Origin of the sequence: Aestuariivivens sp. NBU2969 (genome assembly GCF_019931125.1) — a bacterium.
Taxonomy (GTDB): Bacteria; Bacteroidota; Bacteroidia; order Flavobacteriales; family Flavobacteriaceae; genus Aestuariivivens; species Aestuariivivens marinum.
This window is the reverse complement of the sequence record NZ_JAIOUU010000001.1, coordinates 282849-298388: the sequence shown is the minus strand read 5'-3', so window position 1 is coordinate 298388 and position 15540 is coordinate 282849. Positions and strand designations below refer to the sequence as shown.

The following is a 15540-nucleotide window of genomic DNA, read 5'->3' as shown; positions in this document are numbered from 1 at the left end:
ATATTGAAAAAATAAATAGGTACATAAAAATCTTTTGTTTCATCTCTATACTTAATTATATCGTTAATTTTAAACCATCATACGCTAAATAAACATTTTCTGGCAACTCCTTTTCTACTTCATCATGAAACCCCATTAAATGACTTATATGGGTTAAATAAGCTTTTTTGGGTTGTACTTGCTTTATAAAATCAAGGGCTTCTTCTAAATTGAAATGGGAAATATGTGGAGTAATCCTTAAAGCGTTAATCACCAACACCTTTACTCCTTTTAACTTTTCAATTTCGTTTGCATTAACCTTTTTCATATCGGTCAGATAGGCAAAATCCCTAAAACGAAAACCAAAAACCTGTACAAAATAATGGTCTCCATCTATTGGTATAACTTCCATTTTAGGGAGCATAAAAGGTTTATTTTTAATAATATTTACAAACACATCTGGTGCTCCAGGATACTTGTTTTTTGTGTAAAAAATATAGTCAAACCGTTTTTTTATAGATTTAATAACACGTTCATGGGCATATATGCTCATACATCCGTTTTTATAACACAAAGCCCTAATATCATCCAACCCAGCTACATGGTCCGAATGCTCGTGGGTAAATATTATTCCGTCTAACTTTGAAATGCTTTCCCGAAGCATTTGTTGCCTAAAATCCGGACCACAGTCAATTACATATTTGTATTCGTCCCACTCAATCAATACAGAAACGCGTAGACGTTTATCTTTAGGGTTGTTACTTAAACACACAGGATGGTCGCTCCCTATTATGGGTATACCCTGTGAAGTTCCCGTGCCCAAAAATGTAATTTTCAAAGTTCCGAATTTTATCACAAAAATAGGGTTATTTTTTTGTTTGCTATAGTTATTTAATACCTTTGTGCAGTGACTAAATAAGTAATAGATCGTATGGAAATTACCATTAAGGGCGACAAGGAATTTGATAACATTCCTTCGCTAAAAACCAAAGCACTTCGTATTAATTTAAACGAAAATATTTATGGTACATTTGCCGAAATTGGTGCTGGACAAGAAACGTGTCGCCATTTCTTTAGAGCTGGAGGTGCATCTGGAACAATAGCTAAAGCGATGTCTGCTTATGATAAAGATTTTAGTGATGCTATTTATGGAGCCGAAGACGATGGCAGATATGTTACCGAAACCCGTCTGCGCAAAATGCTTTCACATGAAATTAACTTGATTGAAAATAGATTGACTCGGGAAAAGAATCCAAACAAGATATTTTTTGCCTATGCCAATACTGTAGCAACAATTGATTTTGCAAAACAGTATAAAGGACATGGATGGGTTGGAATAAAATATCAAATTGAAGCTAAAGGTGAGTATAACGAGATTATTTTACACATTCGCTTTAAGGAAACAGATGCTAGATTACAACAAGAGACGCTTGGTATTTTAGGAACCAATCTAATTTATGGTGCATATTACAAATATAATGAGCCAAAAAAATTACTTCGCTATTTATACGATCATTTAGATAAAGATCAGTTAGAGATTGACACAGTTAATTTTTCTGGTCCAGTTTTTAATGATATAGATAATCGATTAATGAGCTTACAACTTGTTAAAAATGGTATGACCGATGCTGTAATGTTTGGTCCTGACGGTAACAATGTTTTACCTGCAAAGGTGTTTTATAAGAAAAATATTTTAGCTCTTCGTGGTAGCTTTAGACCTGTGACAAAGGTGAATATGGCTATGTTTGAGAAGTCTTACGAAATGTTTATTCAAGAGAATAAGGTTGACAAAAATAAAACTGTAGTGGTTTTTGAAATCACCTTATCCAACCTTAAAACTGATGGGGAAATTGATGAACAGGACTTTATGGATAGAGCCGACCTACTTTGCGCCCTAGGCCAATCGGTTATGATATCTAACTTCCAAGAGTATTACAAAGTAGTAGAATACTTCTCTAAATACACAAAAGCTAGAATGGGTCTTGCTATGGGGGTTAGTAATTTAGTAGATATTTTTGACGAGAAGTATTATCGTCATTTAAGCGGTGGAATACTCGAAGCGTTTGGCAAACTTTTCTTTAAGGACTTAAAAGTTTACTTATACCCTATGCTTGATCCGGAAACAGGAGAACTTTTAAATAGCAACAACTTAAAAGTTTACCCAAGAATGAAGGAATTATATAAATTTTTCAAATATAATGGCAAAGTAGTAGATATTGAAGATTACGATGAAAGCATTATGAATATTTTCTCTAGAGAAATACTTGGCATGATAGAAAATGGTGAGACGGGTTGGGAAGATAAACTTCCTGAAGGCACTGCTGATCTAATAAAAGATTACCGCTTGTTTGGTTATACACGAAAACCATTAAAGCCTTTGTCTATAAAAAAGCGAATAAAGAGTTAAGAGCTTATGTTAAATATTATTCTTTCTTTAATTTTATATGGATAGTAGTTTAGAACATTTTAAAGCTACAATAAATAGAAGGAAGAAAAGTAAAGAAAAAGCTTCGGGGAAGTTCAATTGGAAAAAATTAAAGTATAATAAATCTAACATTAATAACTATTTCCCAAAATTATCTGAAAAGGAACTTTATATCGTTAAAAATAGAATCCGAGAAAAGATTAAAGTTGACAATTTGAAAAAAGTGATATTGTCAGCTTTAATTGCTTTGATTGTGATTGTTATTATTATACTTTTTATTTTAAAACAACTAAAATAATTACTTCTACAACTATTTACAATCTATTAAGTATCTGCCTTGCGTGATCTTTAGTTTTCACCTTATCAATAACACGTTCTATTGCGCCTTCTTCGTTTATTAAAAAGGTTATACGGTGGATTCCGTCAAATTCCCTGCCCATAAACTTTTTAGGCCCCCAAACGCCAAATGCATTAATTACTACTTTATCCTCATCTGCCAGTAACGGATAGGGAAAATCAAACTTTTGCTTAAAATTAGCCTGTTTCTTTTCTGTATCTGCACTAACGCCTAAAATATCGTAACCCTGTGCCTTTAATTCCGCATAATTATCACGTAAATTACAGGCTTCTAAAGTACATCCAGGTGTATTCGCTTTCGGATAAAAGAAAATCACCAACTTTTTCCCTTTGTAATCCGATAATTTTATAATATTCCCTTGTTCATCTTTAGCTTCAAAACTAGGAGCTTTATCCCCTTCTTTTAATGTATTCATATTTATTAACTTTGTTTGCTAAAATACAACTGAATGACCAAAAAAGAAAGTGTAAACTTTATAATTAAAACTTTAAGGGAGCTTTATCCAACTATTCCTACTCCTTTAGACCACAAAGATCCTTATACCTTATTAATTGCAGTACTCCTATCTGCTCAAAGCACAGATTTACGCGTTAATCAAATTACACCATTGCTATTTGAAAAAGCAGATAATCCTTACGACATGATTAAATTAACGGTTAATGACATACAGAAAATTATAAAGCCGGTTGGATTATCGCCTATGAAAAGTAAAGGCATCCATGGTTTATCGCAAATATTGATAGATAAACATCATGGAAGGGTTCCCCAGAATTTTGAAGACCTAGAATCCCTGCCCGCTGTTGGTCACAAAACGGCAAGTGTAGTCATGTCCCAGGCGTTTGGCATACCTGCCTTTCCGGTAGACACTCATATTCATCGCTTAATGTATCGTTGGAACCTTAGTAACGGCAAAAGTGTCGTTCAAACAGAGAAAGATGCAAAGCGCTTATTCCCTAAAGAACTATGGAACGATTTACATTTACAAATTATTTGGTATGGTAGAGAATATTCTCCTGCAAGAGGTTGGAATTTAGACAAGGATATTATTACTAAAACAATTGGCAGAAAATCTGTTATTAATGCTTATTATAAATCAAAAAAGTCCTGATTTTCATCAGGACTTTTTTAAAGTTTAATTGAGAAAAGCTTCAATTTTTAACTCTTTACAATTTATAACACTTAAAGCTTTCGAATAATTTAGAAGAAAATGAACCGTTTCTTCTTTCGGTTTAAGGTCATTAGTATGTTCAATAGATTCTTTAAAGTAAATTTTTGCCATTAATAATAATTTAAGGATTACTTAAACTAATAACGAGGCATTTCATACTTTATTGTATCAATTTGTTAAAACAATATTATGTTTATCTATTACCTTACGTAAATTAATTAGTGCATATCTCATTCTTCCCAAGGCTGTATTAATACTTACACCTGTTACTTCAGATATTTCCTTAAAACTCATATCCTTGTAAATACGCATCAAAAGCACTTCTTTTTGGTCTTCCGGCAACTCATCCACCAATCGTCTAACATCAATTTCAACCTGTTCCTTTATAATACGCTTTTCAGCATTTAAATCATTGTCACTTAATACAGAAAAAATACTAAAATCAGTACTGTTATCAAATTTGGGCATTCTATTGTTTTTTCTAAAATAATCGATAACCAAATTATGTGCTATACGCATAACCCATGGCAAAAACTTACCTTCTTCACTATAAGCTTTTCTTTTCAAGGTACGTATAACCTTAATAAAAGTGTCCTGAAATATATCTTCAGCGACGTCCCTGTCATAAACTTTTGAATATATAAAACTATAGACTTTTTGCTTATGTCTTGTTATAAGTGTTTCAAGAGCAAATTCATTACCATTAACATAATTGTTAACTAGTATGGCATCTGAAATAAAATCGTGTTGCATAACTATTACTTTTTTGCACAGAAGAAGACTTCTCTACTTGGGGTTAATTCTTTAAAAGTAATAGTATATAATAGGCAAGTGCTTTAAAAATTGATTAATAGACAACTCAAATATAGTAATATTCGAATCTAAAAAACAAAAAATATTACATTTTTTTATCTTTTTTTGCTTTAAAACATGATTTTAATAGATGAAATACTTATAGTATCTTTGTAAGATTATTTTTCTCGAATAATCCATGAATAATGATATTTCTGCTGTAGATCCAAAACAATACATCGTCATAAAGGGAGCAAAATTGCATAACCTAAAAAACATTGATGTTGTTATCCCTAGAAACAGGTTAGTAGTCATTACAGGGCTTTCTGGCTCTGGGAAATCAAGTTTGGCGTTCGATACGCTTTATGCTGAAGGACAAAGACGTTATGTAGAAAGCCTATCGAGTTATGCACGTCAGTTTTTGGGACGATTGAATAAGCCAAAGGTCGATTTTATAAAGGGTATAGCTCCAGCGATTGCTATAGAGCAAAAGGTTAATTCAACTAATCCACGATCAACAGTTGGTACTACTACTGAAATTTATGATTATTTAAAACTTTTGTTTGCCAGAATAGGTAAGACCTACTCCCCTATTTCTGGACAAGAAGTAAAAAAAGATACAGTTACTGATGTTTTAAATTACATTAAAAACTTTAATGAAGGTGAAAAAATGCTGCTCTTGGCTCCTATTCACCTAGAAGAAGGAAGAGTCATTTCAGATAAGCTTAACACATTATTGCAACAGGGTTATGCTAGAGTTAAAGTAAAAGATACTGTTGTTAGGATTGATGAAGTCAATGTTATTGGGGAAAATGATTGTATTTTGTTGGTTGTAGATAGAATAATAATTAGAGACGATGAAGACTTTTACAATAGATTGGCTGATGCCATTCAAACTGCTTTTTTTGAAGGTAAAGGTGAATGTTTTGTAGAAACGTTAAAAGATAGTAAACAGCAACATTTTAGTAATAGATTTGAACTGGACGGCATTAATTTTCTTGAACCCAACATTCATTTATTTAGCTTTAATAACCCCTACGGTGCTTGCCCAAAATGTGAGGGATATGGAGATATTATTGGTATAGATGAAGAGTTGGTGATTCCCAATACAGGATTGTCAATATTTGAAGAGGCTATTTTTCCATGGCGTGGTGAAAGCATGAGCTGGTATAAGGATCAACTGGTAAATAATTCACATAAATTCGATTTTCCTATTCATAGACCATATTTTGAACTTACTTCAGAACAGAAACAACTTATTTGGACCGGAAATGAACATTTTGAAGGTCTAAACTCCTTCTTTACTGAGCTGGAAGCTAAAGCATACAAGATACAAAACAGAGTTATGCTTTCTCGTTACAGAGGTAAAACCAAGTGTAAAATTTGTAACGGTAAGCGTTTACGAGTTGAAGCCAATTACGTAAAAGTTGGTAGGGCAACGATAACCGATTTGGTAGAAATGCCATTAAATAGACTTACTAGTTTCTTCAATCAATTAGAGCTCAATGATTATGACACAACAATTGCCAACCGTTTGTTAACGGAAATTAATAACAGACTTAGCTTTTTAAGTAATGTGGGCTTAGATTATTTAACGCTTAATCGAAAGTCAAATACGCTTTCAGGTGGTGAAAGTCAGCGTATCAATTTGGCAACATCTCTAGGGAGTAGTTTGGTGGGGTCTATGTATATCCTTGACGAACCTAGTATAGGATTACATCCAAAGGATACTGAACGATTAATTTCAGTATTGAAATCATTGCGCGATCTAGGAAACACCGTCATTGTTGTAGAACACGATGAAGACATCATGAAGGCAGCCGATAACATTATAGACATTGGTCCAGAAGCTGGTACTTTTGGTGGTAAAGTTGTGGCTAATGGTGATTATAAAACTATTATGAAATCAAATTCATTAACGGCAAACTATTTAAACAAAAACTTAAAAATTGAAGTTCCAAAAACCAGACGTTCTTCAAAATACTATGTGGATATTATAGGGGCTCGAGAAAATAACCTAAAAAATATAAATGCGCGATTCCCTCTAGAGATGTTAACTGTAGTAACAGGCGTTTCTGGTAGTGGTAAAAGTACACTTGTAAAAAAGATTTTATATCCTGCTTTGCAAAAGAAAATAACGGATTTTAGTGACAGACCTGGACAATTTTCAGCCTTAGAAGGTAATTTTAGTAACATTAAACACATCGAGTTTGTGGACCAAAACCCCATTGGAAGATCATCACGATCTAATCCTGTTACCTATATAAAAGCTTACGACGACATAAGAGCACTTTTTGCAAGCCAAAAACTAAGCAAAATTAGAAATTACCAAGCTAAACATTTTTCTTTTAATGTGGATGGCGGACGCTGTGAAACCTGTAAAGGCGAAGGTGAAGTTACCATTGAAATGCAATTTATGGCAGACGTGCATTTGGAATGTGAAACCTGCAAGGGCAAGCGTTTTAAAAAAGAAGTTTTGGAAGTCACTTTTGCAAATGAAAATATCGATGATATTTTAAATTTTACCATTGATGATGCCATTGTTTTTTTTGAAGATAATAAACAAATAAAAATAAAGAATAAGCTACAACCGCTTCAAAATGTTGGTTTGGGTTATGTAACTTTGGGACAAAGCTCATCTACCCTCTCTGGAGGTGAAGCACAGCGTATTAAACTAGCTTCCTTTTTAGGTAAGGGAAATAATACCGATAAGGTACTTTTTATTTTTGATGAACCTACAACAGGGTTACACTTTCATGACATAAAAAAATTATTAAAATCCTTTAATGCACTTATCAGTAAAGGTCATTCCATCATTGTTATAGAACATAATTTGGAATTAATAAAATGTGCCGATTATGTTATTGATTTAGGTCCAAAAGGAGGCGAACAAGGTGGAAACATTGTCGCCCATGGCACCCCAGAAGATATTGTAAAAATTAAAGCTTCAGAAACAGGAAAATATTTAAGGGATAAGCTCAAATAATGTCTTGTCCCTGCTTTCTTTAATAAAACAAAAACGAGGTGATGGAAATCACAATCAAAGCTGCAGGTACAATTAAAGACATATATATGAGCGTCACCACACCTGCCTTTAGCAGTGAAACAAAATACCCTCTATTATAAAAATGTTTTAAACTCAACCACAGGTATAAGAATGTAGACAACATGATGAGCCAATCAATTATATCAGGTAAATCTAAAACCCACTCATTTACAACTATTAAAAATCCTAAAACTATAAATAGAAAGGAAAAAAAATAAAAACTAAATACTAAATGATATGCAAAATCACCTTGTCGCCAATAAAATAACTTAAGTATTAACGCGAATAAGGGCAACATGAAGAAAAGTGCTATGGGGATACTATCAAAGAATGCCTGAACAATTCCTCCCCCACGTTGCTTATAAAACTTTAAGACTTGTTTTACATAGAGACGTTTTAAAAATCCTGATTTATTATCCATTCCTAAAAACTCAAGCTGCTCTTGTACTGAAGCCCCGGTTGCAATTAGTGAATCCAATTTCTTGGGGTTATATCCTAAATCTAAAACCACTTTAGACTCTTCAGTCTTTATTGCCTTATTATTTGATATTTTTTTAAAACCCTGAACATTATTCGATTTCAATATTGAATCTGGAATTATTGCTGCCTGTAAAGAATCTAAATTAATAGATTTATCTATATTCTCACCTTGCAAAACTTCAAATCCTTCGTTAAGAACTTTGTCCACATTGCTATTATATTGTCTAACCTTAAACGAAAAAATAAAAAAGAACACTACCGAAATAAACAAATAAAACTGAGCTGGATGCAAATATTTTAGTCGTTTGCCTTCAACAAAACGTTTGGCAATTAAACCTGGCTTAAATACCAACGGTAAAAAACTTTTAAAAAATCGGGCATCGAATGAAAAGTAATTACTTATAGTGTTATAGAACAGCACGCTAACTGTTAAATCTTCTTTAGCTTGTTGCCCACAATTCGGGCAAAAATTATAACTGTCATCAAATGACTTATCACAGTTTTTACAAGTCTCCTTTGTTTTTTTCATTTTCAAAATTATACTCAATATAAAAATAGGAAATATTTAAGCCAAACCGAAATTTTATAACTATTTGATATACAAATGTTTATTTAAGTTAACTATGTTAATGTTTAGTTAATACAGTATTTCAATAATTTTTTTGGCATGTATCTTGAAAATTGTTGAACATAGCGGAAACCGAAAAGCTAGCAGAGTAGGTAGAAAATAAAATTTATGTATTATGAAAAGAACATTACTATTTTTTACAGTGTTGTTAATTGGGGTAACAACCGTATCAGCTTTAAGCACTCACAATGATGATGTTGGAAAGTTTAATCGATTTACCGAGCCCATTATTTTTATGGAGCGTGGTATTGAATTCTTAATTTTTCCAGATGGTAGTTTTGATTTCGATACCAATGTTTATAATCATTACAATGATGATATCTATTACAAATCTAACATTAATCGTAGTCATGTTAACGTTAGTTATAGAGGCCCAAATATTAGTATTGGCTACTCTTATAACAAAAACAGAAATAATGGTATATACATTTCTAGAGATAGGTATGGAAATGTAAGACGTATAGGCAACGTCTTTATTAATTATGATAGATGGGGCAAAGTAACCCGAGTAGGATCTGTTTTTATTAAATATGGTAGAGGACGAAATGCAACGGTTACACAAGTTGGTGGATTACGCGTTAATTATAACCATTGGGGTGAAATTGTTAATGTAAGAGGTTATGTTAACCGCTATAATGATGATTATTGCAACATTTGTGGTGTAACATCTTGTACAATGTCTCACGGTTATAATGTCCACAAACATGATCATAATGATTGGTACGATAAAACCCATGATGATAGTTATTACTACTACAAACGTAATGGTAAAGTGAAAAAGCAAAAAAAAATGAAGCGTTAATGTGTTTGATTTGGAAATAATAAGCGCCCAAGGATTAGTCCTTGGGCGCTTAACTATTAAAAAATACCAATACGTCTTTTATTCAACAATTTTTAAAGATTGTGTGTTTCTCCATTGGCCTCTAGTAAAATCTGGAAATGTCTGTGGCGCTCCTCCTTGTAAAACAGATTGCTCACTTAAAGGCGAAACAGCACTCCACAAACAACCTTCATAAACATTTTGGTCTAATGGTTCACCATTTCTTAAACATTCTACAATTCTATAAAGCATCATAAAATCCATTCCTCCGTGACCACCCATTTTTCTTGACAATTCACCTAAACGCACATATAATGGATGTTCGTACTTTTCATAAATTTTTGCCAATTGTTCTCCTTCTGCCCATCTATGATGATCTTTTGTTGCCCCTTCCACACCACCTTCCAAAGCAATTCTGGTAGGAAAACCAGCCAATGTACCTTTTGTTCCTTGAATTAAGTTGTGACGTGAATATGGTCTTGGACTAGTTTCGTCCCATTGTACCATAATGGTTCTTCCCAAATTGGTCTTTACAATAGACGTATTTAAATCTCCGCCTTTGTAATCTAACTGGTTCCATTTATGATCAGCTGGATAATTTTTTTCAGCATAAGCTTTCCTTCCTAAAGCTGGGGTAGAAAAAGACACTATACTATTAAAGTTATCTTCTCCCCTAGCTAAATTCATATATTGGGCAACAGGACCTAAACCATGTGTTGGATACAGATTTCCGTTTCTCTTTGCATAATGATATGTCCTCCATGAACCCGTGCCTCTTTTTTGCTCTTCCATTTGAAAACGCAATTCGTGAATATATGCTGCTTCAGCATGTAATAATTCACCTATCACGCCTTGACGACACATGTTTAAATATAAAAGCTCTTCTCTTCCATAATTCACATTCTCCATCATCATACAATGCTTCTGTGTTTGTTCTGATGTAAAGACAATATCCCACATTTCATCTAGAGTAAGCGCTAAAGGTACTTCAACAAAAGCATGAGCACCTTGCTTCATAGCCTCAATTGCCATAGGGGCATGGTTTTTCCAATTGGTAGAAATAAAGACTGCATCTGGTCTTACTTCTTGAAGCATCTGTTTCCATTTATTTTCACCACCATGGTATACAGCTATATTCATATGCCTAGAACCTTTTCCTATTTTAGAGCATCTATCGGCAGATCTTTTGGCTAAATCCTCGTACAAATCACTTATAGCGACTATTTCAGTGCCTTCAATAGTAGCCAGTTGCGTAGCGTGACCACTACCACGGGCTCCCACTCCAATCATAGCGATGCGTACTTTATCTAGTTTAGGGGCTTTAAAATCTCCCATATATTTATCGTTATTTTCAAAAAAAGGAATGGTTTTAGTTTGGGAAGATAATAAACCACTACTAAGCGAAACCGCTACACCAGAAAGTGTGGTTTTCTTTATAAAGTCCCTGCGATCAAATTTTTTCATACGCTAATATTTTATAGTTACCTGAAAATTTATACACATTCAGAATAGGCAAAAAAAATAAATTATAGTCTTATTTCCAAACTTTAAATTTATTACTTTTTAAGTATAACCTATAATACATTTTTGATAAATACACATAAGTTAAATGCTTATTTTCTTTTGAAAGCTAATAGGTTATTTTTTTATGTGTTATTATAAATTACTAAACAACTGATAATCATTTGTTAAAAAGAAATATTTGCTTTTGGCACGTTGTTTGTATTTGGAAAACTGTATTCACAAATTAAAGCTTAGATTATGAAAAAATTAGCATTTCTTTTAGCGGGTTTATTATTAACAGGTTTTACTGTTAATGCTATAAATACAAATGACATAAACGACAATATTTTAAAAACAATCTATAGAGGTTATGGTAATTCTTTCATATTTATTGAAGGTGGTATCGAATTCTCTGTTTTTCCTGATGGGCAATTTGATTTTAATATTTTAAGAAACAATTCACACTTAGGTGTGTCTATAGGTACCCCTAATGTTAGCATAAGCTTTAATTCTGGTTACGATTATAATGCTTTTGTACAGTACGATGAATTTGGTGCCGTAATTCAAATAGAAAATGTACCTATTTATTATGATTTTTATGGCCGTATAAGTCAAGCTGGCAATGTGAATATTTACTATAACAATTATGGATATGTTTCCCGTTTAGGTGGTCTGTACGTACACTATAACCGTCGCCATGTTTTTAGTCACTGTACGGGATTTATAAATATTTACAATAGACATTATGTGTATAGACCATGGCATCGATACTATAGCATTCCAGCCTTCGACTATTGCGTAGTATACAATAGACCATACAGACAATATTATACGCCTGTTCGATATGTTTACAGCAGTCCTTTTTACAACAATTATAGGCCAAGAACATCTGTTGCCACCAGAAGAGGAAGTATAATTACAAGAAACAGAAACTTTGCCACTGCTAATAGAAGCTCTAGAAACATTACTTCAGTAAATAGAAGTACAACCAACAGAAGAGATTACAGTAACAGTAAAGTACGTAGAGGCAATAACAAAGATATAGCTTCCAGAAGAAACTATACGGATACCAAAGCCCGAAGAAATAATGATCGTGATATAACTTCCAATAACAGGAATTATAATGATAGTCGTGTTACCTCACTTTTAAATAGAAGCAGTACACAATCGACAAGGCGTGATGTTCAACGAAATAATGGGCAAACCACACATACTAAACGAAACGAAAATAACGTTACAAGAACAACAAGAACTAGTGTAAATAACAGGTCTAGAACTAACGTAGAAAGTAGAGCAAGAAAAAATTCGGTTGCCCGAAAACCACAGAGCTATAATTCTCGTACATATACTAGTAATAGGTCAACAAAACGGCCTCAAGTTGCGAATAGTACGCCACAAAGTAAATCTAGAACTGTAAGACAAACAGCCTCTAGAACAGATAGAATTAATGCTTCTAGAGCGACTCAAAATATTAGAAGTTCAAGCTCTAAAAACAAAGATACAAGATCTACCAGAAGAAGATCTTAACCGTTTTGGTTGGTTAGTTGGAAAGCCCTGCGATAAGTTTGCCTCAAAGCAACATCGTGGGGTTTTCTCTTTTTAAAACTTTACAAACCTTTTAATAATTGAAGTTACATCATCTGAAAGTTTAAAATAATATACCCAAAAAAGATAAAGGACACATATAATAGTAGACTTTAAAAAAATGTTAATAATTGGATGCAGTGGAAAATCCCAAAAATAAAACAAACAAAACAAGAGGATTATAAGAATACTAACTTTAAGCGTATTGGTAGTAAATGGTAAAATGTTAAACCAGTACTTTACAAAAATTATTTTACAGCTATTATAAAGTAATATGGAAATAAATGTGGCGTAAGCAGCACCAATAGTTCCGTATTTGGGTATAAATATGGCGTTTAAGATTATGGTAATAATAACCAATCCAAAACCCAACACTAAAACCATTCTGTAATGGTCACTATTGAACAATATAGCATTGTTATTTCCCAGTACATTATCAAAAAGTTTTGCCAATCCTATTAGAAACACAACGACAATGCCTCCACTATACTTTTCAGGTATTAACTCATAGAGCTCACTAATATTCAATATAATTAATAAGAATATTAAACCGCTAACCACAAAAAGCGTAAGGGAACTTTTTTGATACAACAGTTTCAATTCCTCCTTGTTTTTTTCATTAAGTAATTTAGCTGTTAAAGGACTTGTGATTTGGTGCATGGCTCGAGAGGGAACTCCAATAACACTTGCTATGTATATAGCTACTGCATAATAGGCTACATTTTCAATTTTTACATAATGTCCTATCATAAATTTATCAATTTCTAAAATGACATTAGCTATTGAACCTGCAATTATGATTAGAGCAGAATATTTTAAAATTGAAGAAGTGTTAGGCAATTTACTAAGATTTATTATTGGTAACTTTAAACTAAAAGCATACAGCGCCATAATCACCACTCGTATTAAATATACCAAAACCAAGGCATAAATCAATTCTGCAGGAGTAAGTAAATCATAATATAAAGCAAATAATAAAATAGTTGAACAAATTCTATGGAAAACCTCCTTCATAAAATTACCAAACACACTTCGCATTTGTACTTTACTCCAAGCATAAAACACTTCAAAATAGGCAAAAAAGACCGCCGAAATATAAATTATCCATATATAATCCTTAATGATCTCATTTTCGGAAGTTAACCAGGAACTAATAGCATCAAAGCATAAATACCCTATTAATCCAATGGGTATAGCCATGAGCATCGGCATAATCAACATTAATGTTAAAAAACTATTCTGTGACTGACGTGTTTTAAATAATGAATAAAACTTAACCAAGGTGTTATGCACTCCAAAGGCCATCAGTGGCATCATAACGGCTGCTGTTGAAAAAATATATTGAATAAGTCCAAAATAGGCATCACTTAAAAAGTTGGTATATAAAAACAAAATGTTAACCCCTCCTATTATAAAGCCCACATAGGTGGCTAATGTGTTTTTAATAGATTGTGACACAACTATACCCATTATATTATTTTAAATAACGATTCGGTTAATGATTTTCTACTGTATTTTTTCAAACCTATGGCATATGCTTGTAGATTCCCTTTTTTATAGGCTTCATAGTGACTAAAAATAATTTTTTTAAGAGCTTCATAATCCGAATATAAAAAATAATAGCCCGTATTCGTTTCCTTAATGATTTGTTTAACATCCGAATCTTTTGGCCCCAAGGCTATTATGGGTCTATTTGAAACTATGTATTCAAATAATTTTCCTGGTATAATACATTTTGTTTCTTGGGAATCTATTTCTACCAATAACAATATTTGTGATTGTTTTTGAATCTTAACTGATTCTTTATGTGCAACATAACCTACCTTATTTACATATTCACTTAACCCATGCCTTTTTATCGATACCAACACTTCATCACTTACAGCACCAACCAAATTCAGCTGAAAATCCTTAGCAAACGATTCATTTTCCTTAATTAAGTCATTTAGCACTTGCCAAAGCACTTTTGGATTTCGCCTCGACAATAGAGAACCTATATGCGATAAGGTAAACTTAGTATCCAAAGTAAAATCAGTTATAGGTTCATAATCATAGCCATTGGTAATAACTTCAACTGGTTTCTTGGTTAAGTTTTTAAATTCAGTCTTAGTTGTATTGCTGGTAACTATAATTTGATCGGCTGTATTTAGAACTTCATTTTCAAATTGTTTGTGCTTTTCCAGAGATGTTTTAGTAAGCTTTAACTGCTTATGGTAACCTATAGAGGTCCACGGATCCCTAAAATCAGCCAACCACTTCAGTTCTAACTTTTTTTTAAGCTGAAGACCAATAAGATGCATGCTGTGCGGTGGCCCTGTGGTAATAACCGTTTCAATGTTGTTTTCTTTTATGAAATTTAAAAGAAACTTCACTGATGGTTTAACCCAACCTACCCTAGCATCTGGAACAAAATAGTTACCACGAATATAGAGCATCAAACGTTCTATGAGGCTTTGTTTTTTCTTTTCAGAAATAATACCCCTACTAACCATTTTTGAAGTTTTTCTAGAAAAAACATTAGCTAATTTATAAGGCTCCTTAATGGGCTGTTTTAATATGGTCAAATCTTTTGAAACTTCTGCACTTAAGCTTTCATCAATTAAAGGATAACTAGGGTTTTCGGGAATATAAACAATAGGTTCAATATTAAAATCTGGCAGATATTTTACAAACTTTAACCAACGCTGCACCCCTGGCCCTCCAGCCGGTGGCCAATAATAAGTGATAATTAATACTTTTTTTTTGCTCATTCCAGTT

The 15540-nt window shown here is 32.7% G+C and carries 12 protein-coding genes; 5 read left to right on the top strand and 7 right to left on the bottom strand.

From position 1 onward, the window contains the following. Window positions 1-55: 55 nt before the first annotated feature. Window positions 56-817: an MBL fold metallo-hydrolase gene (locus K7G79_RS01225; protein WP_223548378.1), complete on the bottom strand. Its 762-nt coding sequence runs from the start codon at window positions 815-817 to the stop codon at window positions 56-58. 93 nt (window positions 818-910) lie between these two features. Here K7G79_RS01225 and K7G79_RS01220 point away from each other — a divergent pair, with 93 nt between their 5' ends. Further along, window positions 911-2386: a TonB-dependent receptor gene (locus K7G79_RS01220; RefSeq protein ID WP_223548376.1), complete on the top strand. Its 1476-nt coding sequence runs from the start codon at window positions 911-913 to the stop codon at window positions 2384-2386. Window positions 2387-2718: 332 nt separating this feature from the next. On the opposite strand, the gene bcp is transcribed toward K7G79_RS01220, so the two are convergent. Continuing rightward, complete coding sequence (gene bcp / locus K7G79_RS01215; RefSeq protein WP_223548374.1) at window positions 2719-3177, bottom strand: thioredoxin-dependent thiol peroxidase; 459 nt, start codon at window positions 3175-3177, stop codon at window positions 2719-2721. Between the two features lie 33 nt (window positions 3178-3210). Between bcp and nth the strand changes: the two genes are divergently transcribed. Next, on the top strand, window positions 3211-3870 hold the full coding sequence (gene nth / locus K7G79_RS01210) for an endonuclease III (protein ID WP_223548372.1): 660 nt from the start codon (window positions 3211-3213) through the stop codon (window positions 3868-3870). 228 nt (window positions 3871-4098) lie between these two features. On the opposite strand, the gene K7G79_RS01205 is transcribed toward nth, so the two are convergent. After that, on the bottom strand, window positions 4099-4683 hold the full coding sequence (locus K7G79_RS01205) for an RNA polymerase sigma factor (protein WP_223548371.1): 585 nt from the start codon (window positions 4681-4683) through the stop codon (window positions 4099-4101). A gap of 238 nt (window positions 4684-4921) precedes the next feature. On the opposite strand from K7G79_RS01205, the gene uvrA reads away from it, so the two are divergent. Then, entirely contained in the window at window positions 4922-7708 is a 2787-nt protein-coding gene (uvrA, locus tag K7G79_RS01200) for an excinuclease ABC subunit UvrA (RefSeq protein ID WP_223548369.1), read from the top strand. A 19-nt stretch (window positions 7709-7727) separates the two neighbouring features. Here the strand turns inward: uvrA and K7G79_RS01195 are convergent, their stop codons facing one another. Then, window positions 7728-8777: a DUF3667 domain-containing protein gene (locus K7G79_RS01195; protein WP_223548367.1), complete on the bottom strand. Its 1050-nt coding sequence runs from the start codon at window positions 8775-8777 to the stop codon at window positions 7728-7730. A 214-nt stretch (window positions 8778-8991) separates the two neighbouring features. Here K7G79_RS01195 and K7G79_RS01190 point away from each other — a divergent pair, with 214 nt between their 5' ends. Further along, window positions 8992-9678, top strand: coding sequence for a hypothetical protein (locus K7G79_RS01190; RefSeq protein WP_223548365.1), 687 nt, complete (start codon window positions 8992-8994; stop codon window positions 9676-9678). Between the two features lie 78 nt (window positions 9679-9756). On the opposite strand, the gene K7G79_RS01185 is transcribed toward K7G79_RS01190, so the two are convergent. Beyond that, window positions 9757-11160 carry a Gfo/Idh/MocA family protein gene (locus K7G79_RS01185; protein ID WP_223548363.1) on the bottom strand — a complete coding sequence of 468 codons (1404 nt, stop codon included), beginning with the start codon at window positions 11158-11160 and terminating at the stop codon, window positions 9757-9759. A gap of 297 nt (window positions 11161-11457) precedes the next feature. Between K7G79_RS01185 and K7G79_RS01180 the strand changes: the two genes are divergently transcribed. Continuing rightward, the gene (locus tag K7G79_RS01180) at window positions 11458-12726 is read left to right on the top strand and encodes a hypothetical protein (protein WP_223548361.1); all 1269 of its coding nucleotides are present in this window, start codon (window positions 11458-11460) and stop codon (window positions 12724-12726) included. Between the two features lie 72 nt (window positions 12727-12798). Here K7G79_RS01180 and K7G79_RS01175 read toward each other — a convergent pair whose 3' ends face one another. Both K7G79_RS01175 and K7G79_RS01170 read right to left on the bottom strand, forming a co-directional pair. After that, entirely contained in the window at window positions 12799-14253 is a 1455-nt protein-coding gene (locus K7G79_RS01175) for a lipopolysaccharide biosynthesis protein (protein ID WP_223548359.1), read from the bottom strand. Beyond that, window positions 14253-15533, bottom strand: coding sequence for a glycosyl transferase family 1 (locus K7G79_RS01170; RefSeq protein ID WP_223548357.1), 1281 nt, complete (start codon window positions 15531-15533; stop codon window positions 14253-14255). The genes K7G79_RS01175 and K7G79_RS01170 overlap by 1 nt, the downstream gene beginning before the upstream one ends. Window positions 15534-15540 lie beyond the last annotated feature (7 nt).

Excerpts from the sequence above, each read along its gene's own strand:
- uvrA (WP_223548369.1), top strand. The coding sequence starts at position 4,922 with ATGAATAATGATATTTCTGCTGTAGATCCAAAACAATACATCGTCATA.
- nth (WP_223548372.1), top strand. The coding sequence starts at position 3,211 with ATGACCAAAAAAGAAAGTGTAAACTTTATAATTAAAACTTTAAGGGAG.
- K7G79_RS01220 (WP_223548376.1), top strand. The coding sequence starts at position 911 with ATGGAAATTACCATTAAGGGCGACAAGGAATTTGATAACATTCCTTCG.
- K7G79_RS01170 (WP_223548357.1), bottom strand. The coding sequence starts at position 15,533 with ATGAGCAAAAAAAAAGTATTAATTATCACTTATTATTGGCCACCGGCT.
- bcp (WP_223548374.1), bottom strand. The coding sequence starts at position 3,177 with ATGAATACATTAAAAGAAGGGGATAAAGCTCCTAGTTTTGAAGCTAAA.
- K7G79_RS01175 (WP_223548359.1), bottom strand. The coding sequence starts at position 14,253 with ATGGGTATAGTTGTGTCACAATCTATTAAAAACACATTAGCCACCTAT.
- K7G79_RS01180 (WP_223548361.1), top strand. The coding sequence starts at position 11,458 with ATGAAAAAATTAGCATTTCTTTTAGCGGGTTTATTATTAACAGGTTTT.
- K7G79_RS01190 (WP_223548365.1), top strand. The coding sequence starts at position 8,992 with ATGAAAAGAACATTACTATTTTTTACAGTGTTGTTAATTGGGGTAACA.
- K7G79_RS01205 (WP_223548371.1), bottom strand. The coding sequence starts at position 4,683 with ATGCAACACGATTTTATTTCAGATGCCATACTAGTTAACAATTATGTT.
- K7G79_RS01185 (WP_223548363.1), bottom strand. The coding sequence starts at position 11,160 with ATGAAAAAATTTGATCGCAGGGACTTTATAAAGAAAACCACACTTTCT.
- K7G79_RS01195 (WP_223548367.1), bottom strand. The coding sequence starts at position 8,777 with ATGAAAAAAACAAAGGAGACTTGTAAAAACTGTGATAAGTCATTTGAT.